This window comes from Cellulomonas sp. NPDC058312 (assembly GCF_042880135.1).
In the GTDB taxonomy this organism is placed as follows: domain Bacteria; phylum Actinomycetota; class Actinomycetes; order Actinomycetales; family Cellulomonadaceae; genus Cellulomonas.
This window is the reverse complement of sequence record NZ_JBHVZE010000004.1, coordinates 419,943-441,350: the sequence shown is the minus strand read 5'-3', so window position 1 is coordinate 441,350 and position 21,408 is coordinate 419,943. Positions and strand designations below refer to the sequence as shown.

18 protein-coding genes and 1 tRNA gene are annotated in these 21,408 nt (G+C 76.4%); 9 read left to right on the top strand and 10 right to left on the bottom strand.

All coding sequences use genetic code 11. The features are described 5' to 3' along the window. The first annotated feature begins 194 nt into the window (after nucleotides 1-194). From pdhA to ACFVXN_RS14560, 3 genes are read left to right on the top strand one after another with little or no spacing between them, the layout of a single operon-like run. The gene (gene pdhA / locus ACFVXN_RS14570) at nucleotides 195-1,319 is read left to right on the top strand and encodes a pyruvate dehydrogenase (acetyl-transferring) E1 component subunit alpha (RefSeq protein WP_389233764.1); all 1,125 of its coding nucleotides are present in this window, start codon (nucleotides 195-197) and stop codon (nucleotides 1,317-1,319) included. Further along, entirely contained in the window at nucleotides 1,316-2,305 is a 990-nt protein-coding gene (locus tag ACFVXN_RS14565) for an alpha-ketoacid dehydrogenase subunit beta (RefSeq protein WP_389233761.1), read from the top strand. The genes pdhA and ACFVXN_RS14565 overlap by 4 nt, the downstream gene beginning before the upstream one ends. Nucleotides 2,306-2,340: 35 nt before the next feature. Next, a complete protein-coding gene (locus ACFVXN_RS14560) occupies nucleotides 2,341-3,807 on the top strand; it encodes a dihydrolipoamide acetyltransferase family protein (protein ID WP_389233758.1) in 1,467 nt (488 codons plus the stop codon). A gap of 15 nt (nucleotides 3,808-3,822) precedes the next feature. Here ACFVXN_RS14560 and ACFVXN_RS14555 read toward each other — a convergent pair whose 3' ends face one another. From ACFVXN_RS14555 to ACFVXN_RS14545, 3 genes are read right to left on the bottom strand one after another with little or no spacing between them, the layout of a single operon-like run. Beyond that, complete coding sequence (locus ACFVXN_RS14555; protein WP_389233755.1) at nucleotides 3,823-4,299, bottom strand: PPOX class F420-dependent oxidoreductase; 477 nt, start codon at nucleotides 4,297-4,299, stop codon at nucleotides 3,823-3,825. Between the two features lie 34 nt (nucleotides 4,300-4,333). Further along, a complete protein-coding gene (locus ACFVXN_RS14550) occupies nucleotides 4,334-4,768 on the bottom strand; it encodes an NUDIX domain-containing protein (RefSeq protein ID WP_389233752.1) in 435 nt (144 codons plus the stop codon). Between the two features lie 18 nt (nucleotides 4,769-4,786). Beyond that, nucleotides 4,787-5,464 (bottom strand): UPF0758 domain-containing protein, encoded by a 678-nt coding sequence (locus tag ACFVXN_RS14545; protein ID WP_389233749.1) that lies wholly within the window; start codon nucleotides 5,462-5,464, stop codon nucleotides 4,787-4,789. 123 nt (nucleotides 5,465-5,587) lie between these two features. On the opposite strand from ACFVXN_RS14545, the gene ACFVXN_RS14540 reads away from it, so the two are divergent. From ACFVXN_RS14540 to ACFVXN_RS14520, 5 genes are all read left to right on the top strand, one after another. Continuing rightward, nucleotides 5,588-6,295, top strand: a complete 708-nt coding sequence (locus ACFVXN_RS14540; RefSeq protein WP_389233746.1) for a copper resistance protein CopC — start codon at nucleotides 5,588-5,590, stop codon at nucleotides 6,293-6,295. After that, entirely contained in the window at nucleotides 6,295-8,409 is a 2,115-nt protein-coding gene (locus ACFVXN_RS14535; RefSeq protein ID WP_389233743.1) for a cytochrome c oxidase assembly protein, read from the top strand. Before ACFVXN_RS14540 ends, ACFVXN_RS14535 begins: the two co-directional genes overlap by 1 nt. A gap of 99 nt (nucleotides 8,410-8,508) precedes the next feature. Then, complete coding sequence (locus tag ACFVXN_RS14530) at nucleotides 8,509-10,551, top strand: S9 family peptidase (RefSeq protein WP_389234064.1); 2,043 nt, start codon at nucleotides 8,509-8,511, stop codon at nucleotides 10,549-10,551. A 188-nt stretch (nucleotides 10,552-10,739) separates the two neighbouring features. Beyond that, on the top strand, nucleotides 10,740-10,970 hold the full coding sequence (locus ACFVXN_RS14525; protein ID WP_389233740.1) for a DUF6458 family protein: 231 nt from the start codon (nucleotides 10,740-10,742) through the stop codon (nucleotides 10,968-10,970). A 106-nt stretch (nucleotides 10,971-11,076) separates the two neighbouring features. After that, nucleotides 11,077-13,104, top strand: a complete 2,028-nt coding sequence (locus ACFVXN_RS14520; protein ID WP_389233737.1) for an NHL domain-containing thioredoxin family protein — start codon at nucleotides 11,077-11,079, stop codon at nucleotides 13,102-13,104. Between the two features lie 36 nt (nucleotides 13,105-13,140). On the opposite strand, the gene ACFVXN_RS14515 is transcribed toward ACFVXN_RS14520, so the two are convergent. From ACFVXN_RS14515 to ACFVXN_RS14505, 3 genes are all read right to left on the bottom strand, one after another. Continuing rightward, nucleotides 13,141-14,472, bottom strand: a complete 1,332-nt coding sequence (locus ACFVXN_RS14515; protein ID WP_389233734.1) for a diguanylate cyclase domain-containing protein — start codon at nucleotides 14,470-14,472, stop codon at nucleotides 13,141-13,143. An 87-nt stretch (nucleotides 14,473-14,559) separates the two neighbouring features. Beyond that, entirely contained in the window at nucleotides 14,560-15,201 is a 642-nt protein-coding gene (locus ACFVXN_RS14510) for a TetR/AcrR family transcriptional regulator (protein ID WP_389233731.1), read from the bottom strand. Between the two features lie 48 nt (nucleotides 15,202-15,249). Further along, on the bottom strand, nucleotides 15,250-15,909 hold the full coding sequence (locus ACFVXN_RS14505; RefSeq protein ID WP_389233728.1) for a heme oxygenase (biliverdin-producing): 660 nt from the start codon (nucleotides 15,907-15,909) through the stop codon (nucleotides 15,250-15,252). Nucleotides 15,910-16,056: 147 nt separating this feature from the next. Between ACFVXN_RS14505 and ACFVXN_RS14500 the strand changes: the two genes are divergently transcribed. Next, a complete protein-coding gene (locus tag ACFVXN_RS14500; protein WP_389233725.1) occupies nucleotides 16,057-16,611 on the top strand; it encodes a DinB family protein in 555 nt (184 codons plus the stop codon). A 304-nt stretch (nucleotides 16,612-16,915) separates the two neighbouring features. Here ACFVXN_RS14500 and ACFVXN_RS14495 read toward each other — a convergent pair whose 3' ends face one another. The 4 genes from ACFVXN_RS14495 to ACFVXN_RS14480 form a co-directional block, all read right to left on the bottom strand. Then, nucleotides 16,916-17,836 carry a transglutaminase N-terminal domain-containing protein gene (locus ACFVXN_RS14495; protein WP_389233722.1) on the bottom strand — a complete coding sequence of 307 codons (921 nt, stop codon included), beginning with the start codon at nucleotides 17,834-17,836 and terminating at the stop codon, nucleotides 16,916-16,918. Next, a complete protein-coding gene (locus ACFVXN_RS14490; RefSeq protein WP_389233719.1) occupies nucleotides 17,833-20,412 on the bottom strand; it encodes a circularly permuted type 2 ATP-grasp protein in 2,580 nt (859 codons plus the stop codon). The genes ACFVXN_RS14495 and ACFVXN_RS14490 overlap by 4 nt, the downstream gene beginning before the upstream one ends. Nucleotides 20,413-20,551: 139 nt before the next feature. Then, the gene (locus tag ACFVXN_RS14485) at nucleotides 20,552-21,130 is read right to left on the bottom strand and encodes a hypothetical protein (RefSeq protein WP_389233716.1); all 579 of its coding nucleotides are present in this window, start codon (nucleotides 21,128-21,130) and stop codon (nucleotides 20,552-20,554) included. Between the two features lie 166 nt (nucleotides 21,131-21,296). Then, a tRNA-Gly gene (locus ACFVXN_RS14480) sits at nucleotides 21,297-21,367 on the bottom strand. Nucleotides 21,368-21,408 lie beyond the last annotated feature (41 nt).

Here is a 21,408-nt window from a genome sequence, read left to right as displayed (position 1 = left end):
CCCCGTCCGGTCATGAACCCTCGACCTCGACCGCCGCGGGAGCGCTGGGAGCGGGGGTTGTCGGGAACGGACAACGGGGGAGCGCCCGTCTTGACGGCGGGCGGGGGGCTGGACCTACGGTTGCGTAGCCTACGCTGGCGTAGGTTAGACAGGCTCCCGGCGCCCGGGGGCACCCCCAGGCGAAGGAGAACCGCGTGAGCCCCAGCGGTCCGCTCACCGACGACGGCCTGGTCCAGCTGCTGACGCCCACCGGCGAGCGCGTGGACCACCCCGAGTACAGCCCCCGCGTCGCCCACCTCGACGCCGACGCCCTCCGCGGCCTCTGGCGCGACATGGTGATCGTGCGCCGGTTCGACACCGAGGCGACGGCCCTGCAGCGCCAGGGGGAGCTCGGTCTCTGGGCGCAGTGCCTCGGCCAGGAGGCCGCGCAGGTCGGCTCCGGCCGCGCGCTGGCTCCGCAGGACTACGTCTTCCCGTCCTACCGCGAGCACGGCGTGGCCCACACCCGCGGCCTCGACCTCACCCGCGTCCTCCGCCTGTTCCGCGGCGTCGACCACGGCGGCTGGGACCCCCAGGAGTTCAACTTCCACCTCTACACGCTGGTGATCGGCTCGCACACGCTGCACGCCACCGGCTACGCGATGGGCGTCCAGCGCGACGGTGCGGTCGGCACCGGCGACCCGGACCGCGACACCGCCGTCGTCACCTACTTCGGCGACGGCGCGACCGCGCAGGGCGACGTCAACGAGGCGCTCGTGTTCGCCGCGGTGAACAACGCCCCCCTCGTCCTGTTCTGCCAGAACAACCAGTGGGCCATCTCGGAGCCGACGACCCGCCAGGCGCGCGTGCCGATCGCGGACCGGGGACCCGGCTTCGGCGTCCCGAGCGTCCGCGTCGACGGCAACGACGTCCTCGCCTGCTACGCCGTCACCGCCGAGGCGCTCGAGCGCGCCCGGTCCGGCGGCGGCCCCACCCTCGTCGAGGCGTTCACCTACCGGATGGGCGCGCACACGACCTCCGACGACCCGTCCCGGTACCGCTCCTCCGCGGAGGAGGACTACTGGCGCCGCCGCGACCCGATCGACCGGCTCGAGGCGCACCTCGCCGCGACCGGCGAGCTCCCGGACGCGTTCCGGGCCGAGGTCGCCGCGGAGGCCGACGCGCTGGGGGAGCGGATCCGCACCACCGTCCGCGCGCTCGGCCGGCCGGAGACCAGCACGATGTTCGAGCACGTGTACGCGACCCCGCACTCCGTGGTGGACGCCGAGCGTGCCTGGTTCGAGCGCTACGAGGCCTCGTTCGCCGGAGGTGAGAAGTGACCCAGCGCCTGACGTTCGCCAAGGCGATCAACACCGGGCTGCGCAAGGCCCTCGAGCGCGACCCCAAGGTCATGCTGATGGGCGAGGACATCGGCGCGCTCGGCGGCGTGTTCCGCGTGACCGACGGCCTCGCGAAGGACTTCGGCGAGGACCGCGTCGTCGACACCCCGCTCGCCGAGTCCGGCATCATCGGCACCGCCATCGGCCTCGCGCTGCGCGGCTACCGACCGGTCTGCGAGATCCAGTTCGACGGGTTCATCTTCCCGGCGTTCGACCAGATCACCACGCAGCTGTCGAAGATGCACTACCGCTCGAGCGGCCGGCTGAACCTGCCCGTCGTCATCCGCGTGCCGTACGGCGGCGGCATCGGCGCGGTCGAGCACCACAGCGAGTCGCCCGAGGTGCTGTTCGCGCACACCGCCGGCCTGCGCGTGGTCAGCCCGTCCGACCCGCAGGACGCGTACACGATGATCCAGCAGGCCGTCGCGTCGCCGGACCCCGTGATGTTCTTCGAGCCCAAGGGCCGGTACTGGGAGAAGGGCGACGTCGACACCGACGCCGACCCGCTCGCCGCGGCCTCCACGCTCGACGGCGCCCGCGTGCTGCGGGCGGGCACCGACGTCACGCTCGTCGCCCACGGCCCGACCGTCGCCACCGCGCTGAAGGTCGCCGACGCGGCCGCCGCCGAGGGCCGCAGCGTCGAGGTCGTCGACCTGCGCGCGATCTCCCCGCTCGACCTCACGACCGTCGCCGCGTCCGTGCGCCGCACCGGCCGGTGCGTCGTCGTCCACGAGGCCCCCGTGCTGTACGGCACCGGCGCCGAGGTGGCCGCGCGGGTCACCGAGGAGTGCTTCTACCACCTGGAGGCGCCGGTCCTGCGGGTCGGCGGGTTCCACACCCCGTACCCCGTCGCCAAGCTCGAGCACGAGTACCTGCCCGGTCTCGACCGCGTCCTCGACGCCGTCGACCGCGTGCTCGCGCACTGACCGACCTCCCGCACCACCGACGAGGAGCAGCACCCGTGCCGTCCTACCAGCAGTTCCGCCTCCCCGACGCCGGCGAGGGCCTCACCGAGGCCGAGATCGCCGCGTGGCACGTCGCCGTCGGGGACACGGTCGCGATCAACCAGACCATCGTGGAGATCGAGACCGCGAAGTCGCTGGTCGACCTGCCCAGCCCGTTCGCCGGCGTCGTCACGCGGCTGATGGTCGCCGAAGGCGAGACCGTCGAGGTCGGCACCCCGATCATCGAGATCGACACCGACCCGACGGGGGAGGCGCCCGCCCCCGCGGGCACCGGGCCCGAGGTCGCGGTGTCCGGGCCGACGTCGGACGCGGACCCCGTGGCGGCGCCCGTCGCGGCCGACCCGCGCCATGAGACCGCCGACGAGCCCGCCGACGAGCCCGGTGGTGCGGTGCTGGTCGGCTACGGCACCGCCGCGGCCCCGACCCGGCGCCGTGCGCGGTTCACGTCCGCCGAGGGCGACCCCGCCGTGGGTGGATCCACCCCGGCCCCGCCGGCCCCGGCCGCCGCTACCCCGCCGGCTTCTGCGCCCTCGCCCGCCACCACGGCCGGGACCGGGCAGCGCGCGCTCGCCAAGCCGCCGGTCCGCAAGCTCGCCCGGGACCTCGGCGTGGACCTCGACTCCATCCAGGCGACCGGCCCGGGCGGGATCGTCACCCGCGAGGACGTGCTCGCGCACCAGGCCTCCGCCGAGGCGCGCACCCTCGCCACCTACCCCGGCGACGACCAGCCGTGGCTCGCGTCCGGCACCGTCTCGCCCGACGGCCGCCAGACCCGCGTCCCGGTGAAGTCCGTGCGCAAGCGCACCGCCGAGGCGATGGTCACCTCCGCGTTCACCGCCCCGCACGTCACGGTGTTCTGCACGGTCGACGTCACCAAGACCATGAAGCTCGTCGCCCGGCTGCGCGAGGACCGCGAGTTCGCCGACGTGCGCGTCACCCCGCTGCTGATCGCCGCGAAGGCCCTGCTGCTCGCGGTCCGCCGGCACCCGGACATCAACGCGTCCTGGGACGAGGCCGCGCAGGAGATCGTCTACAAGCACTACGTGAACCTCGGCATCGCGGCGGCCACCCCCCGCGGGCTCGTCGTCCCGAACATCAAGGACGCGCACACCCTCGGGCTGCACGACCTCGCCGAGGGCCTGGCCGCGCTGACCTCCACGGCCCGCGCCGGCAAGACCACGCCCCGCGACATGTCCGACGGCACCATCACGATCACCAACGTCGGCGTGTTCGGCATCGACACCGGCACCCCGATCCTCAACCCCGGCGAGGCCGCGATCCTGGCGTTCGGCGCGATCCGCGAGCAGCCGTGGGTGCACAAGGGCAAGATCAAGGTCCGGCACGTCACCCAGCTCGCGCTCAGCGTCGACCACCGCCTGGTCGACGGCGCCCTCGGCTCCCAGCTGCTCGCCGACGTCGCCGCCGTCCTGGAGAACCCGGCCCAGGCGCTCGTCTGGGGCTGACCCGGGGCCGGGCGGTCAGCCGTCCAGGCGCGCCGCGACGTCCGCCGGGAAGCCGCCCGTCGCGACGGGGCTCCAGCGGGTCGGCGTGACCCGGATCAGGCTCTTGCCCTGCACCCGCATCGCGGCGCGGTACTCGTCCCAGTCGGGGTGCTCGCCGGCGATGCACCGGTAGTAGTCGACCAGCGCGTCCTCTGCCTCGGGCATGTGCAGCACCTCGGCGTCGCCGTCGACCTGGACCCACGCGCCGTCCCACTCGTCCGAGAGCACGACGACGGACACCCGCGGGTCCCGCGCGGCGTTCACCGTCTTCGCGCGGCCGGGGTAGGTCGAGACGACGATCCGGCCGTGGTCGTCGACCCCGCCGCTGACGGGCGACACCTGGGGCCGCCCGTCGCGGCGGGCGGTGACCAGCAGCAGGTGGTGCCGCGGGCGGACGAAGTCGAGCAGCTCGGGCAGGTCGACGGTGCGGTTCGTGGCGATGGATCGGGGCATGCTCCCGACAGTAGGGCGCGCGGGCGGCGCCGGCTCAGCGGCCCGCGGCGTCCGCGAGGAGCGCGACGGTCAGCGGGGCCAGCGGCAGCGCGGCGGCCTCGGCGGGCGTGACCCAGACGGCCTCGGCGATCTCGGCCGTCGGGACCGCGTCGGTGACGCCGTCGACCGCGAAGACGTGCGCCTCGAGCCGGTGGCCGGGCTCGTTGGCGGCGGGGGCGTCGCGTCGGCCGAGGTCACGGACCTGGTGCGGGGCGACGGCGACGGCGATCTCCTCGCCGACCTCACGCACCACCGCGTCGCGCGGGTGCTCGCCGGGCTCGATCTTGCCGCCGGCCTGCATGAACGCGCTGGTGCCGCGCTTGCGGACCAGCAGCCAGCGCCCGTCCCGGTCGACGATCACCGCGGCGGCGATCCGGATGACGGGGGCGGGCGGGGTGACGGCAGGGGTCGGCTCGGGCACGGCGCCCATCCTGCCCCCGCCGCGCGCTCACCCCGGACCCGCCGCGGCGCTCGCCCACCCGTCGCCCGTCAGCACGAGGTGGTCGAGCAGCCGCACGCCGCAGTGCGCACCCGCCTCGGCGACGGCGGCGCCCACGGCCCGGTCCACGGCCGTGACGCCGGGCGCACCCGCCTCGTGCCGGTGCACCAGCCCGAGCGTCTCCCCGCCCCGGCGCAGCGTCTCGGCCAGCACCTCGCGCACGGCGACCGGCACCGCGTGCGCGTCGACCCCGGCGACCACCGCCGCCCCGACCAGCCGCGACGCCCGGTCCCCGACGACCGCGACGAGGCGCCCGTCGACGGGCCCGTGCAGCAGGGGCGTCGCGATCCGCACGAGGTCGGCCGGGGTCCGGATCGTCGCGCGCCGGTCGGTGGAGGTGCCGAACCGCCGGGCGAGCGCGAGGGCCGCGACCAGGCGGGTGGCCTTGGCGGGGCCGATGCCGGGCGCGTCCAGCAGCCCGCTCGCGCCGGAGCCCGCGAGGCCGCGCAGGCCGCCGTGCGCCACCAGCAGCTCCCGGGCGGTGTCGAGCGCGCTGGACCCGCGTCGGCCCGACCCGAGCAGCAGCGCGACCAGCTCGACGTCCGACAGCGCGTCCGCGCCGAGCCGCAGCATCCGCTCCCGCGGGCGCTGGTCCGGGTCGAGGTCGGCGAGCATCGGTCGGGTCACACCGTCGAGCCTAGGAGCGGTTCCGACCGTCACCCCCGTCGTCCACAGGCCCGGTCCGGGTGCGGGTGATCCGGGCCACCCGGCGGGCAGTGCGGCGCCCGGGCGGGGGATGATGGGCCGGTGATGTCCCCCGAGCCCCGGTCCGACGCGCCCGTGCGCACCGCCCCCGACCGTCGCCGCCCGCGCGCGGTGGCCGCCCCCGCACCGTCCGTCGGCCGCGCCGCCGCCGTGCTCCTCGCGGTGCTGCTCGCGATGGCCGCGGTCCTGCTGCCCGCCGGCCGCGCCGACGCGCACAACACGCTGCAGGGGACCGACCCCGCCGACGGCTCGACCGTCGACGCCCCGCCGGCGCAGATCACGCTGACCTTCGACCAGCCCGCGCAGGCGCTCGGCACCGAGGTCGTCGTGCTGGGCCCCGACGGCGCGACGGTCAGCACCGGCGACGCGCAGCTCGTCGACAGCTCGGTCACCCAGGCGCTCGCGGGCGACCTGCCCGCCGGCGCGTACACCGTGCAGTGGCGCGTGACCTCCGCGGACGGGCACCCGCTGTCGGGCGAGCTGGCGTTCACCGCGTCGAGCGGCGCCGCGCCCGCCGCGGCCGAGCCCACCGCCGAGGCGACGCCCGAGCCCGAGATGACGACCCAGACGATCGAGCCCGCGCCGGTCACCGAGACGGTCGCCCCGGCGGAGGAGCTCGCCGAGGACGAGGACGCGGGCCTCGCCGCCGGGATGGTCGTGGCGATCGTCGTGGCCGTGCTCGCGGCCGGTGCCGTCGGGGTGTTCGTCGTCCGCGAGCGTCGCCGGTCGAAGGACGCGCGGTCGGAGGACTGATGCCCCCCGCCGTCACCGCGCCGCCGACCGGCGCACGCCCCGCACGCCCGGACCGCGGCAGCACCGCCGCCGGCGACGGCGCGAACGCGCTGCGCCTCACCGCGCTCGCCGTCGCGGCGCTCGCGGCCGTGGTCGCGGGCGTGGCGTTCACCGGTGCCGCCGCGCCGACCGCGCTGCGCGACCCGGGCGCGCTCGTGCGCTGGGGTCTGCCGGTGGCGTCGACGACCTCGGAGATCGCCGCGTCGGCGACCCTCGGCGGCCTGCTGCTGCTGGTGACGGTGCTGGTGCGCCGCCAGGACGGCGGGATCGTGCGGGCGGCGTCGGGCGTCACGGCGGTCGCGGCGGCGGTGTGGACGCTGGCGGCGGTCGTCGAGCTCGTCCTCACCTACGCGAACGTGGCGGGCCTGCCGCTCACAGACCCGGCGTTCGGCGGCGAGCTGGGGCAGTTCGTCACGCAGTTCGAGCTCGGTCGGGTGCTGCTGGTCGTCGCGGTCGCGGCGGCCGTCGTCACGGCGCTCGCGCTGATGACCACCTCGCCCGCCGGGGCCGCCGGGACGGCCGTGCTGGTCGTCGTCGCGCTGTGGCAGGCCGCCCAGACCGGCCACGCGGCGGGCGCGGCGAGCCACGACCTCGCGACGTCCTCGATGTTCCTGCACCTGGTCGGCGCGGCGGTCTGGATCGGGACGCTCGTGGCGCTGTCCCCGCTGGCGCACCGGTTGGGCCACGACCTCGCGCCCGCGGTCGCCCGCTTCTCCACGATCGCGGCGTGGTGCTTCGTCGCCGTCGCGGTGTCCGGCACCGTCAACTCGGTGATCCGGCTCGGCAGCTGGTCCGACCTCACCACGTCCTACGGCGTGCTGCTGCTGGTGAAGATCGGCCTGTTCGGCGTGCTCGGCCTGCTCGGGCTCGCGCACCGCCGCCGGGTCGTCGGCCGGCTCCGCGGCGAGGAGCGCGCGCCCGCGACCTGGCTGTTCTGGCGCCTGGTGCTGGTCGAGCTGACCGTGATGGGCGCGGTGTCGGGCGTCGCCGTGGCGCTCGGCTCGTCGCCGCCGCCGGTGCCCGACGACCCGATCGCCGACCCCACGCCCGCGGAGATCGTCACCGGCCACCCGCTCCCGCCGGAGCCCACGACGCTGAGCTGGGTCACGCAGTGGCGCTGGGACGTGCTGCTGGCGTGCGCGGCCGTCGCGGGGCTCGTGGTCTACCTGCGCTGGGTGCTGCGGCTGCGTCGGCGCGGGGACGCGTGGCCGTGGCCGCGCACCGCGTCCTGGGTGGTCGGGATGCTGCTGTTCTTCTGGACGACGTCGGGCGGCCCGGCGATGTACGGGCACGTCCTGTTCAGCGCCCACATGGTCGAGCACATGATCCTGGCGATGGTGGTCCCGGTGCTGCTCGCGCTGTCCGCGCCGGTGACGCTGGCCCTGCGCGCGCTGCCCGCCCGCGGGTCCCGCGCCGGTGCCGGTCGGCTCGGGCCGGACACCTCCCGCGGTCCCCGCGAGTGGCTGCTCGTGCTCGTGCACAGCCGGTGGGGGCGGTTCGTCGCGCACCCCGTGGTGGCCGCGGCGAACTTCGCCGGGTCGATGGTCGTCTTCTACTACACCGACGTGTTCCGCTGGGCCCTGACGTCCGAGGTCGGGCACTACGCGATGGTCGTGCACTTCTCGCTCGCGGGGTACCTGTTCGTCAACGCCCTCGTCGGCATCGACCCGGGGCCGAGCCGGCCGCCGTACCCGCAGCGGCTGCTGCTGCTGTTCGCGACCATGGCGTTCCACGCGTTCTTCGGCGTCGCCCTCACGACCGGCGACGTGCTGCTGGTCCCGGACTGGTTCGGGCTGCTGGGCCGCGAGTGGGGCCCGAGCGCGATCGCCGACCAGCAGCGCGGCGGCGGGGTCGCCTGGGGCATCGGCGAGCTCCCGACGCTCGCGCTCGCGGTCGCGGTGGCCATCGCCTGGTCGCGCGACGACGACCGCACCGCGAAGCGCCGGGACCGCAAGGTCGCGCGCGACGGCGACGTGGAGATGGACGAGTACAACGCGATGCTCGCGCGGCTGGCCGCGCGCGACGGTGGCGCGACCCGACCTGGGGACGACGGGGACCGGCACCCCGGGGCGTGATAGACCGGACGTGTGACCAGTGACGCAGCCCCGCAGACCGAGCCCACCCCGCCGCCCACGCCGTTCCACGACCTCGACGCGTACGTCGCGCTGCCCCGGATGTCCGGCCTCGCGCTGTCCCCGGACGGCACGCGGCTCGTCACCGCGGTGTCGACGCTCGACGCGAAGCGGACCCGCTACGTCACCGCGCTGTGGGAGGTCGACCCCGAGGGCGTGCGGCCCGCGCGGCGCCTGACCCGGTCCGCGAAGGGCGAGTCCGCGGCGCGGTTCGCGTCGACCGGGGACCTCCTGTTCACGTCCGCCCGCCCCGACGTCGACGGCGACGCGGAGGACGACGCGCCGGCGGCGCTGTGGCTGCTGCCCGCCGACGGGGCCGAGGCACGGGTCGTCGCGAGCCGGAAGGCCGGGGTCGACGGGGTCGTCGTCGCGCAGGACGCGCCCGTGGTGGTCCTGCCGTCCGACGTGCTGCCGAGCGCCGTGGACGACGCCGACGACGAGCGGCTGGTGAGCGCCCGCGAGGACGCGAAGGTCGCCGCGATCCTGCACACCCAGTACCCGGTGCGGTACTGGGACCACGACCTCGGGCCCGCGCAGACGCACCTGTTCGTCGGGGACCTGACGACCGTCGCCGCGTCCCCCGACGCCGGCGCCCCCGCCCCGCGGCTCGCGCTGCGCGACCTCACGCCCCGGCCCGGCGTCGGCCTGGGGCACCAGGACGCGGTGCTGTCGCCGGACGGTCGCACGCTGGTGACGACCTGGACCCTCCCTGGTGCCCGCGGCGCGGTGCGCCAGGTCCTCGTGGCCGTGGACGTCGTCACCGGGGCGCAGCGCACGCTCGTCGACGACCCCGGCGCCGACGTGTCGGGCCCGGTGGTCTCGCCGGACTCCCGTCGTGTCGCGTACCTGCGCGAGACCGTGAGCAGCCCGACCGAGGCGCCCCGCGTCGAGCTGTGGGTGCTCGACCTCGAGGTCGCGCGCGCCGAGCCACGTCGCGTCGCCGCCGCCTGGGACCGCTGGCCGCACGAGGTCGTCTGGACCCGGGACGGCACGGGGCTGCTGGTGCAGGCCGACGACCTGGGCCGCGGCCCGGTGTTCCACGTCGACCTCGCGACCGACGCGGTGACGCGGGTGACGGCGGACGACGCGGTGCTGAGCGACCTGCGCCTGAGCCCCGACGGCCGGACGCTCTACGCGCTGCGGACGTCCTACGCCGCGCCCGCCCACCCGGTGCGGGTCGACCTCGCGGCGGCGCTCGCGTCCGGCACCCCGGTCGAGTCGGTCGCGCTGCCGGCCCCCGCGCCGCTGCCCGCCCTGCCCGGCACGCTCACCGAGGTGACGGCGACGGCCGAGGACGGCGCCGGGGTGCGGTCCTGGCTGGTGCTGCCCGAGGGCGCGTCCGCCGCCGCGCCCGCACCGCTGCTGCTGTGGATCCACGGCGGGCCGCTCGGGTCCTGGAACGCGTGGTCCTGGCGGTGGAACCCGTGGATCATGGCGGCCCGCGGCTACGCCGTGCTGCTGCCCGACCCCGCGCTGTCGACCGGCTACGGCCAGGACTTCGTGCAGCGCGGCTGGGGCGCCTGGGGCGCCGCGCCGTACACGGACCTGATGGCCGCGACCGACGCGGCGGTCGCGCGCGACGACGTCGACGAGACCCGCACCGGGGCCATGGGCGGCTCGTTCGGCGGGTACATGGCCAACTGGGTCGCCGGGCACACCGACCGGTTCCGCGGCGTGGTCACGCACGCGAGTCTGTGGGCGCTGGACCAGTTCGGCCCGACCACCGACCACGCGTTCTACTGGGAGCGCGAGATGACGCCCGAGATGGCGCTCGCGAACTCCCCGCACCTGTCGGTCGAGCAGATCCGCACCCCGATGCTCGTCGTGCACGGCGACAAGGACTACCGGGTGCCGATCGGCGAGGGCCTGCGGCTCTGGTACGAGCTGCTGTCGCGGTCCGGGTTGCCCGCCGACGAGGAGGGGCGCACCCCGCACCGGTTCCTGTTCTTCGCGGACGAGAACCACTGGGTGCTCAGCCCGCAGCACGCGAAGGTCTGGTACCAGGTGGTGGACGCGTTCCTCGCGGAGCACGTGCTCGGTCTGGCGGGCGACGACCTCCCGCCGCTCCCGGAGGTCCTGGGCTGACCCGATCCGTCGTCGCCCCGGGGGTTGCGCACCACCACGGTTGCGCAACCCCCGGGTTCGCGTCGACGGGCGTGCCCGGGGGTGTCGCCCGGACGGGTGACACCGCCGTTCGACGCGCGCGATCGGCCGTCCGTGTCCAGACTCAGGGGCAGATCCGGGCACCGGGCCCGGCGACGGAAGGAACCACCATGGGCATCGGCGGCGGCATCGCCCTGATCGTCATCGGCGCGATCCTCAGCTTCGGCGTGCGCGACAGCATCGACGCGATCGACCTCACGGTCATCGGCTACATCTGCATGGGGGCCGGCGCGCTCGCGCTGATCCTCGCGCTGGTCATCAACAACCAGCGGGCCCACACCTCCCACCGCGAGGTCGTCGAGCGGTACGACGACCGCACCCCGCCGCCCGCGACGCGCTGACCCACCCGCGCGCAGTTCTCCCCGGTGCGCCCCCCGCGCCCGACGCACACGTCCGTCCGTCGGGCGCGGGGGAACGCCGCGGCGCGCGGTCGTGTTCACTACTGCCGTGAGCACCAGCACCCGTCTCCCGAAGGTCCGCGCGTCCGAGCTCGTCGGCCGCGGCTGGCTCAACACCGGCGGCCAGGACGTCGCGCTCGCGGACCTCCGCGGCAAGATCGTCCTGCTCGACTTCTGGACCTTCTGCTGCATCAACTGCCTGCACGTCCTCGACGAGCTGCGTGAGCTCGAGGAGCAGTACCGCGACGTCCTCGTGATCGTCGGCGTGCACTCGCCGAAGTTCGTGCACGAGGCCGACCCGGTCGCCCTCGCCGCGGCCGTCGAGCGGTACGAGGTGCACCACCCGGTGCTGGACGACCCCGAGCTGGTGACCTGGTCCGCGTACACCGCGCGCGCCTGGCCGACCCTGGTCGTCATCGACCCCGAGGGCTACATCGTCGCGCAGATGGCCGGTGAGGGGCACCAGAGCAACGTCGCGCGCCTCGTCGCCGACCTGGTGGCCGAGCACGACGCCAAGGGGACGCTGCACCGCGGCGCCGGCCCGTACGTGCCGCCCGAGCCCACCGCGGGGACGCTCCGGTTCCCCGCCAAGGCCGTCGCGCTGCCGGACGGCTCGCTGCTCGTCGCCGACGCGGGCCACCACTCGCTGGCGCACCTGGCCGCGGACGGCGAGACCCTGGTCCGCCGGATCGGGTCGGGGGAGCGCGGGCTGGTCGACGGCGGCCCGGACGACGCCCGGTTCAGCGAGCCGAACGGGCTCGCGCTGCTGCCGCCCGACGTCGCCGAGGCCGTCGGCTACGACCTGCTGGTCGCGGACACGGTGAACCACGCGCTGCGCGGCGTCCGGCTCGTGGACGGGCACGTCACGACCGTCGCGGGGACCGGTGCCCAGTACCTGGTCGGCGAGCCGACGGTCCCCGCGCCGCTGCCCGGCCGCACCGACCTGTGGCGCGCGGCGGGCACCCGCCCGGCGACCACCGTCCCGCTGTCCTCCCCGTGGGACGTGGTGTGGTCCCCGCAGACCGGCACCGCCCTGGTCGCGATGGCCGGCAACCACCAGCTGTGGGCGTTCGACCCGCGCACCGGCGTGATCGAGCCGGTCGCCGGCACGATGAACGAGGGCCTGACCGACGGCGACCCGCGCGAGGCGTGGTTCGCGCAGACCTCCGGCACCGCGCTGGCCGCGGACGGCCGGGTCTGGCTCGCGGACTCCGAGGTCTCGGCGCTCCGCTGGATCGACCCGGGTACGCCCGCCGCTGCCGCCCCTGCCGCCCCTGCTGCGCCCGTGCTCGTCGGGGCCGGCGCCGCGATCGCCGCCGCCCGCACCACGCCCACGGGCCCCGCGGACGCCTGGGCGGGTGCCACCGTCGGCACCGCCGTCGGCGCGGGGCTGTTCGACTTCGGCCACCGTGACGGGTCGGCGGACCAGGCGCTGCTGCAGCACCCGCTGGGCGTCGCCGTGCTCCCGGACGGCTCGGTCGTCGTGGCCGACACCTACAACGGCGCCGTGCGGCGCTGGGCGCCCGAGGACTCGGGCCCGGGCCGGGTCAGCACGCTCGCGACCGGCCTCGCCGAGCCGAGCGGCCTGCTCGTCCAGGTCGACCCCGACGCGGGTGGCGTGACGCTGGTCGTCGTCGAGTCGGCCGCCCACCGGCTGACCCGGGTCGCGCTGCCGGCGACGCTCGCCGGCGAGGTGCTGGACTCCGGCGCGCACCGCACGCAGCGACCGGTCACGGACATCGCGCCCGGCGAGCTCGCGCTCGACGTGGTGTTCACGCCCGCGGCGGGCCAGAAGTACGACGACCGCTACGGCGACTCGACGATGCTGCGCGTGTCCGCCACCCCGCCGGAGCTGCTGCTCGACGGGGCGGGCGACGACGTCCCGCTGTCCCGGACGCTGCGGATCAACCCGGCGGTCGCCGAGGGCGTCCTGCACGTCACGGCCCGCGCGGCCAGCTGCGACGCGGACCCCGCGATCGAGTTCCCGGCGTGCCACCTGAACTCCCAGGACTGGGGGGTGCCGGTCCGGGTCGCCGACGGCGCACCCGCGGTGCTGACGCTGCCGCTGCACGGCTGAGCAGGCCGGGCCGCACCGCCGGCACGGCCCCGCCGGTCAGACCGCGCCGAGCGCCGCCAGAGCCACGAGGGTCTGCAGGGTCGTGGCCGCGGTGGCGTCGTCGGCGGGCAGCGTCGACTCCACCGTGACCGTCCAGGGGGAGCGGCGCAGCTCGACCTGCCGCATCCCGCTGACGTGCAGCGAGGACGTGCCGCCGCGCGCCACGACCACCGCGTCGCCGTCACCGAGGTCCCGGGCGACGGACCAGCCGGACCCGCCCATCGCCTCGGACGCCGCGGCCCCGAGGGCGCACAGCCGCGACAGCACGGCCGGTCCGGAGCCGGCGAGCGCGGTCACGGTCGCGGACACCGTGCGGCCGAGCACCGCCCCCGGGTCGTCGGCGCGGTACTGCCGGGCGCGCGCCGCCGCGTGGCTGCGCTTCGCGTGGTACTGCGCGGCGTCGGCCCGTCGGAACAGCGACCGCGGGGTGACGGGTGCGCCGAGCGCCCCGCGCGCGGAGGACGCGATGCCGTACGAGATCGAGGCGCCGTGGGGGAGCGTGCTGTCGCCGACCGTCGCGTCCACGACCTGCACGACCGTGGACCGGGGGATCCCGCTGACCACGATGCAGAACTCGTCGCCGCCGATGCGCGCGGCGGTCGACCCGGGCAGCCCGCCGCTGGCCCGGCGGAGCACGCCGGCCACGCTGCGCAGCAGCTCGTCGCCGGCGTCGTGCCCGAGCTCGTCGTTGACCCGCTTGAGGCCGTTGACGTCGCACATGACGATGCAGGTCTCGTCGCCCGAGTCGATGGCGCGGCGCGCGGCGGCGTCGGCGACCCGGCGGGTGCTGAGCCCGGTGAGGGCGTCGTCGGAGACGAGGTGCCGGACCTGCTCCGCGAGGTCGAGCCGGGCGACGTGCGCGCCGACCAGGGCGCCGAGCACCTCGCCCCGGGCGGCGTCGTCGGGCCCGAAGACGGCGGCGCGCTCGTCGCGGACGGCGCACAGCAGGCCCCACAGCTCGCCGTTCACCACGACCGGGGCGACGAGCACGGGGTGCGGCCGGGTCGGGTCGTCTCCCGGTGCGGACAGCCACGTCTCGCGGCGGCGGACCAGCGCGCGGACGGCGTCGCCGCCGGCGAGGGCGTCCTGGACGGCGGGCAGCTCGTCGCTCGGGTCGGCGGCGACGACGTGCCAGTCGTCCTGCTCGATGCGGGCCAGCGCCGCCACGCCGGCGTCGAGGAGGTCCCGGGCGGCGGCGACCCCGGCGTCGTGCACCTCGTCGAGGGCGGCACACCCACCGAGCCGGTGCGCGAGCAGGGCGAGGACCCGGGCGTCGTCCCCGTCGCGGCGGGGGGCGCTCGTCCGGCCCGGCGGCGTCGCGTCGGTCACCGGGACATCATCGCCTGCCGGGGACGCCTCCACACACGGGGGCACCGGGGGTCACCCGCGCGGGTGAACGGGCCGCGGCGCGCCGCGTCAGGCGACAGCAGGCTCCGCCTCGCGCATCCGGGCCCCGTCGCCCAGCTGGTCGCCGGCGCCGACGGCGCGCAGCACGAACAGGACCGTCGACTCGACCGCCCGCTCCCGCTCGGTCGGGTCCTCGGGCAGCGTGCGGCTGCTCAGGCAGGCGTTGACCAGGGAGACGGTCGTGCCGAGGTCCTGCTCCGGGAACGCGCCGGACTCGATCCCGGCCGCGAGGATGCGCCGCAGCATCGCCTCGACGAGGACCACGTGCTCGCGCACCCGCTGCTGGGTGCCGCGCGACAGCACGGAGCGCAGGTCGGGCCCGGGGGCCAGGTGGTAGTCGCGCTTGAGCGCGCACTGGGCCCGGACGTAGGCGCCGAGCTGGTCGGTGGGGTCGTCGACGCCCGCGATCTCGGTCTCCAGCGCGGCGACGTACTGCTCGGTCTCGTGCATGATGAAGCCGACCAGCATCGACTCCTTGTCCGCGAAGTGGTTGTACACCGCGGTGCGGCCCACACCGGCCGCCTGGGCGATGTCCGCCAGGGTGATGGCGTCGAACCCCCGCTCGGCCATCAGCTGCGACATCGCACCGAACAGGCGGAGCCGGGTCTGCTCGCGGTGCTCGTGCAGCGAGCCGCCGATGATCTTGGGCATGCTGACATTCTGGCACGAGATGTCAGCACCCGGGTGGGACGCCCGCGATCAGGCGGCGCGGTGCCGCTCGCCGAGCTCCGCGAACAGCGCACGGTTGTGCCGGAACGCCGCCCGCGCCTCCGCCACGACGGCCTCGCGCTCGTCGTCGGACAGCGCGAGCGCGTCGACCCGGGACCGGTACAGGTCCTTGAACGGCTTCGGCTTGGGCACGGCCGGGAACGCGTAGAACCCGACCCCCTCGTCCGCGACCCCGTAGTGCCGCTGGACCATCCGGCCGATGACCTGGCCGCCGGACAGGTCCCCGAGGTACCGGGTGTAGGAGTGCGCGACGTAGGGGCCGGCCTCGGTGCCGATCGCCCGGACGCACGCGACGTAGGCCGCGGTGGCGGGCAGCACCTCGGCCCCGTCGCGCCAGCCCGGGCCGAGCAGGTGCGCCAGGTCGGCCTCGAGCGCCGGTACCCGGCGCAGCTCGTCGAACACCACGCCTGCGCCCTGCGGCGTCGCGGCGACGGCGTCGCCCACCTCCTCGAGCGCGGCGTAGACCGCGTGCAGCTGGAGCGCGAGGTCGGCGTAGGCCCGCACGGTCAGGTGCCCGCCGAGCAGCTCCTCGACGAACCGGGACCCCTCCGCGGCCTGGTGCTCGGCGCGGGTCCCCTCGCGCAGCAGCGTCGACAGCGGCACGGCGGGCGCGTCGTGCAGGGTGGTCATCGCGGCTCCTGGCGAGTGCGGGCGGGTGCGGGCGGCGTCGATCTGACGTCGTGTCAGAACGTACGCGACGGACGCGGGTCTGCCTACCTCCTGCGCCGTCGCGCCCTGGGGCAGACCGCCCGTGCCGCGCCGGGTTACGGTGCGGGCGTGACCGACACGCCGCACGAGCCCACGGACGACTACCGGCCCGCCACGCCGGACGACAAGGACTGGACCTGGGTGCTGACCCGGCGGTGCGACGAGTGCGGGTTCGCCGGCACGGACGTCGCCGGGCCGGACGTCGCCGCGACGATCCACGACCTGGTGCCCCGCTGGCGCGCCGCGCTGAACCGGCTCGACGTGCGGGAGCGCCCCGAGCCGGGCACCTGGTCCGCGCTCGAGTACGGGGCCCACGTCCGGGACGTGCACCGGGTGTTCGAGGAGCGGCTGCGGCTGATGCTCGAGGAGGACGCCCCGCAGTTCCCGAACTGGGACCAGGACGCGACCGCGGTGGCCGAGCGGTACGACCTGCAGGACCCGGGCCGCGTCGCCGACGAGCTCGCCGACGCCGCCGCGGCGCTGGCCGCCCGGTTCGCCACGGTGCGCCCGGACCAGTGGGACCGGCCGGGGCTGCGGTCGAACGGCTCGTCGTTCACCGTGGCGACGCTCGGCGGGTACTTCCTGCACGACGTGGTGCACCACCTGCACGACGTCCGGGCCTGACCGCCGCCCCGTCGTCCACAGATCCTGTCCACAGGTCTGTGGACGACGGGTCCGACAGGCGGGGCCGGGTGTGGACGACGTGTGGACGAGCAGTTGTCCACAGGGTCGCCCACATGTCCACAGCCACGGCTCGCCCGACCGGCCGCGACCACCACCCGAACGGGCGATATGTCCGACCCTGTCCACAGGACTTGTCCCCACCCTGTGCGCGGCCCCGTGGATCGAGCGGGTGAGCGGGCGACCTGCCTGTGGACACGGTGTGCACGACCCGGCCCGCCCCCGGCTCGTCGTCCACAGGTGGCGGTCAACCCGGCGTCGCGACCGGGTGCAGGTCGACGGACACCTCCGGGCGTGCGCCGCCGCCCTCCGTGAAGATCACGCCCCGCAGCGGCGGCACGTCCCCGTAGTCGCGCCCCCAGCCGAGCACGACGTACCGGTCGCCGACGAACTGGTCGTTCGTCGGGTCGACCTCCACCCACCCCGCGCCCGGCAGCCACGCCGACACCCAGGCGTGCGACGCGTCGGCCCCGCGGATCTTCGGGCGTCCGGGTGGCGGCAGCGTCTCGACGTACCCGCTGGTGTACCGGGCCGGCAGGCCGAAGGCCCGCAGCGCCGCGATCATCAGGTGCGCGAAGTCCTGGCAGACCCCCGCGCCCGACGCGAGCAGCTCGGCCTGGGTGGTGGCGATCGTCGTCGAGCCGGACCGGTACGTCAGGCCGGTGCGGATCCGGTGGGCGAGGTCGGCCAGCACCGCGCCCGCGGGACGTCCCGGGACGAACGACGGGGCCGCCCAGTCCCGCACCGCGCCCGACGGGTCGACGTGCCGGGACGGCAGCACCGCCTCCCGCAGGTCGACCGGCGTCGTCGGGTCCGCGAGGCCGGGCATGACCGCGCCGGCCGCCACCAGCGCGGCGACCTCCTCCCACGGCACCGGCGGCAGCTCGGCGACGCGGGCGGGCCGCCGGCTCACCTCGAGCGTCGACGTGGCGGTCACCGTGAGCGTCGTGTGCGGCGTCGTCACCGCGTAGTAGACGGACGTGTTGCCGAACCAGTCGCGGTGCCGGGCCGAGTCCGACGGCGCCGGGTCGACCGTGACGTCGGCGGCGAGCCGCTGCTGGTCCGGCAGGTCCCGGGGCAGCAGCACGGCCCGGCCGTACGACGTCGACACGGGCGCGGGGTAGCGGTACGTGGTGCGGTGCACCAGCTCGTAGCGGCGGGCCGTCACCGGTCGTCCCCCTCCGGCTCCCCGGCCCGCGGCGAGGCACCGACGCCCCACTCCTCGTCGACCGCCCGGGCCGGCGCGAGGTGCGCGACGTGGGCCCGGGTGATCTCGTCGGCGACCGCGCGCAGCCGCCACCCCACGGAGTCGAGCACCTCCGCGAGCCGGGCCCGCCGCGGGTCGTCCGGGGCCGCGCCGACCGGGACGTCGCCCGGGCCGGGTCGCTGCGGCGGCTCCGTGGCGACGGCCACCGGGTCGAGCTCCGCGAGCAGGTCGACCACGTCGGCCAGCAGCCGGTCCTGCTCGTCCGTGGCGCCCGGGGCCGCGGGGACGTGCGCGAGGTCGTCCCGCAGCCGGGCCACCTGGTAGGCGAGCGAGCGCGGGTTGTCGGCGTCGAGCAGCAGCAGGTCCAGCACACCGGGGACCGTCGGCCGGGCGCGGTACCGGCGCCGGTACGTCACGGCGGACTCGTGCGCCAGCAGCACCGACTCCAGCACCAGCGCCTCCACCTCGACCGGCCGCGGGGTGGTCGCCGTCGCCGCGAGCGCCGCGACGACCGCCTGCGCCCGCTCGACCCGCCGTCCGGCGTCGAGCAGCCGCCAGCCGACGTCGCGGACCAGCCCCTCGCCCTCGATGCCGGCGACCGCCAGCAGCGCCTCCAGCATCCGGTCCAGCCCGGCGCGCAGGTCCACCGGCCGGGCGGTGCCCCCGGCGGCCACCCGGCGGTGCGCGGCGAGCGTCCGGGCCATGCTCGCGAGCGGCAGCCACAGGTCGGCGGACATCTGGTCGCGGACCACGGCCTGCGCCTCGGCCATCCGCCGGACCGCCCACGCGACCGTGCCGGGGCGGCCGCGGTCCACGAGGAGGTCGTGCAGGTCGGGGCGGGCGGCGCGGTCGTGGTCGGGTGAGTCCGCCTCGCCCGGCCCGCGGGCCCCGACGGCGTCGAGCAGCACGGCCAGCGCCCGCCCGCCGGGGTCGGCCGGTGCGCGGTGGAAGTCGTCCCAGCGATCCGCGACCGCGCGCAGCAGCCGGACGGTGCCGTCGGCGCGCTCGGTGTACCGGCCCAGCCAGAACAGGCTCTCCGCCGACCGCGGCGCGATCCCGCTGACCGGCCCGCGCGCGGCGCGGTCCGGGACCGACCCGTCCCCGGGGTCCGCGAGCCGGACGGGCTCCGCGTCGGGTCGGCGCCCGGCGTCGGGTCGGGTCTCCGCGTCGGGTCCGGCCTCCGCGCCGGCCAGCACCCACACGTCGCGCGCCTCGGACGTCGGGGCGTCCACGTCGGTGCGTGCCAGGCCGCCGGTCATCACGCGGTAGCCCTCGGGCGTGGCGACGGCGAACGTCCGCAGCACGGCCGACGGCCCCGCTCCCGCGACGTCCCTGGCGGGATCCTGGCCGACCCACCCCGCGGGGTCCGCCTGCACGCCCGCCCGCAGCCGCCCGAGCCCGGCCGCGTCGAGCGTCCAGCCGCGCACCGGCCCGGCCCCGCCCGCGGCCCGACCCACCGGCACGAGGAGCAGCCGGTCGAGGTGGTCCAGCACCGTCGCGAGCCCCGCGGGCCGCCCGCACCACGTGGTGCGCGCCTGGGGGAGCAGCAGGTCGGCGCCGAGGACCGTGCGCGCGAGCCCGGGGAGGTGCGCGAGCAGCCCCGCGTCCTCGAGCACGGAGGCGCCCAGGGGGTTGACCACGCCGACGGTGCCCGCCTGCACCGCCCGCACCAGTCCCGGGACCCCGAGCCGGCTGTCGGACCGCAGGTCCAGGGGGTCGCACCAGTCGGCGTCGACCCGCCGGAGCACGACGTCCACCGGCTCCGGGCCGCCGAGCCCGCGCAGCCAGAGCCGGCCGTCGCGGACCACCAGGTCGCTGCCCTCGACCAGGGGCAGCCCCAGCACCGACGCCAGGTAGGCCTGGTCGAACGCCGTCCGCGACGCCGGGCCGGAGGTCAGCAGCACCGCGCGGGGCTCGTCCGACCCGGGCGGCGCCGCGCGCGTGAGGGCCTGGCGCAGCGCGTGGAAGAAGGGACCGATCCGCTGGACGGGGGTCTGCCGGTAGACGTCGGCGCGCACCTGCGCGACGACGCGCCGGTCCTCCATCGCCCAACCCGCACCGGCGGGGGCCTGTGTGCGGTCCGCGACCGCCGTCCACGCGCCGTCCGGCCCGCGCCGCAGGTCGGTCGCGGTCAGCACGAGGTCGCGGCCGCCGGGCAGGTGCAGGCCGTCGACGGCCCGGAGGAACCCCGGGTGGCCGAGCACGAGCTCGGGCGGCAGCACGTCCTGGCGCAGCAGCAGGCGGGGGCCGTAGAGGTCCGCGAGGACGGCGTCGAGCAGCTCGGCGCGCTGCGCGAGGGCGGCCTCCAGCGGCGCCCACTCGGCCTCGTCCAGCAGCACCGGGCGGGGGTCGAGCCGCCACGGGGCGGTGGGCTCGTCGGGGGACCCGGGCACTCCGGCGACGCCGGACCCGTCCGACCCGTCGGTCACCCCGTGGTCGGCGAGCAGGCGGTCCGTGGCGTCCCGCAGCGCGGCGAGGTCGTCGGGGGCGTCAGCGGCGGGCAGGTCGGCCCCGGCGCTCGACAGCACGTCCGTCATGCACCGCCTCCGCCCCGCCACCGGTCGGACCTCGCGATCCCGCCGGAGCGGGACCGGGTCGTGGTCGCCGCGACGCGGCACGCGGACCAGTGTGGCAGTGACGGCGGGCGCGGGCCGGGACGTCGCCGGCACCGGCCCGTCAGGCCGCGGCGAGGGTGACCCGCAGGTCGAGCGCGATCTGCTCGGCGTGCACCAGCAGCTCCGGGTACCGCTCGCGGCTGCGGGTGTCGAACCGCAGCTCGACAGCCTGGGTCGACCCGGGCGGGAACACCGTCCAGATCACCTCGTGCCGCTGCACCCCGAGGCTGCGCTGCGTGACGACCGCGCTTCCGGCGGGCACCTCGCGCACGTCGACCCCGTGGTACGAGAGCCGGGTCGCGGCGCGGCGCGTGCGGTAGATCTTGCGACGGATCCGGCGCAGGTGCGTCGAGGGCGGGTCGTCGACGGCCTGGGCCTCGACCAGGAGCTCGCAGGCGAGTCCGCCCACGACGTCCCCGGAGGGGTCGGGCACCCAGACGCCGGCGCGGACGTGCCGCGCGTTCTGCTCGACGACCGCGCGGTCGACCGCGACGAGCGCCGACCGCAGGCGCGCGTCGGCGACCGGCGAGCGCGTGAGACCGGCGGCGGCGCGGCGGGCGATCCGCGCGACGTCGCCGGGCCGCCAGCCGCACCACCGCTCGGGGAGCTGCAGGTCGATCGAGGAGATGTGGGTGTTCACCGGGGTCCTTCCGTCGTCGCTGGCGTCGGCACGCTAACGACGACAAGGAGGGGTCCCTGCCGGTTGAGTAGGGGAAATCACTGCGACTGAGGGGTGCGCCCGGTCGCACCTCCCCGGAGGACGACGAAGGCCAGGTGCGGACGGATCCGGACCTGGCCTCCTGCTGAGCGGGTGACGGGAATCGAACCCGCGCTATCAGCTTGGGAAGCTGAAGTTCTACCATTGAACTACACCCGCGTGACCGCCCCGTGGGCCGGTCGCACGCCGTCCCGCGGAGG

Bases quoted from the DNA above. Each gene is read 5' to 3' on its own strand.
- ACFVXN_RS14535 (WP_389233743.1), top strand. From the start codon at position 6,295: ATGCCCCCCGCCGTCACCGCGCCGCCGACCGGCGCACGCCCCGCACGC.
- ACFVXN_RS14540 (WP_389233746.1), top strand. From the start codon at position 5,588: ATGTCCCCCGAGCCCCGGTCCGACGCGCCCGTGCGCACCGCCCCCGAC.
- ACFVXN_RS14555 (WP_389233755.1), bottom strand. From the start codon at position 4,299: ATGCCCCGATCCATCGCCACGAACCGCACCGTCGACCTGCCCGAGCTG.
- ACFVXN_RS14550 (WP_389233752.1), bottom strand. From the start codon at position 4,768: ATGGGCGCCGTGCCCGAGCCGACCCCTGCCGTCACCCCGCCCGCCCCC.
- ACFVXN_RS14490 (WP_389233719.1), bottom strand. From the start codon at position 20,412: ATGACGGACGTGCTGTCGAGCGCCGGGGCCGACCTGCCCGCCGCTGAC.
- ACFVXN_RS14525 (WP_389233740.1), top strand. From the start codon at position 10,740: ATGGGCATCGGCGGCGGCATCGCCCTGATCGTCATCGGCGCGATCCTC.
- ACFVXN_RS14510 (WP_389233731.1), bottom strand. From the start codon at position 15,201: ATGCCCAAGATCATCGGCGGCTCGCTGCACGAGCACCGCGAGCAGACC.
- ACFVXN_RS14530 (WP_389234064.1), top strand. From the start codon at position 8,509: ATGTCCGGCCTCGCGCTGTCCCCGGACGGCACGCGGCTCGTCACCGCG.
- ACFVXN_RS14505 (WP_389233728.1), bottom strand. From the start codon at position 15,909: ATGACCACCCTGCACGACGCGCCCGCCGTGCCGCTGTCGACGCTGCTG.